This window comes from Serratia sp. 506_PEND (assembly GCF_001076875.1).
Taxonomy (GTDB): domain Bacteria; phylum Pseudomonadota; class Gammaproteobacteria; order Enterobacterales; family Enterobacteriaceae; genus Serratia; species Serratia marcescens.
Window position 1 is genome coordinate 1 of the sequence record NZ_JVEL01000123.1, and the last position, 399, is coordinate 399.

Consider the following 399-nt stretch of genomic DNA (forward strand, 5'->3'; position numbering starts at 1 on the left):
CGTTTATTGCGTAAAAAGTGTTTTATCCTGAAAGTTGAGCAAGAAGTTGCGCAGATTTTGCATTCATACTTTTCGTGGTGCTTTTGTGTTCAATTCCGCAATTATTTTTGTGACACGAATCACACAAAAAACCACTCCATCGTGATTCGCGTGATTAAAAAACAACCACTCACCACAATCCGCCGTGCGCAACAGCCGCTCAGGGTGTCACCTCGTTCTGCTCCTGAGCGATGCGCAGGCTCCACTCCCGGGCCAGCTTCTGCGCGGCTTTAATTTCATCGGGCCTTAGCAGGGCCTCCAGCGCATTCAGTGCATCCACCGCATCTTTGGCGTTTTCCGTTGCGGCCAGGGAGTACCATGCATAGGCCTGAATGCGGTTGCGCGGCAGCCCCAGTCCGT

1 pseudogene is annotated in these 399 nt (G+C 51.9%); it reads right to left on the reverse strand.

The features are described from left to right. Nucleotides 1–199: 199 nt before the first annotated feature. Nucleotides 200–399 (reverse strand): annotated as a pseudogene (locus ADK28_RS32040) (hypothetical protein); the annotation flags it as partial.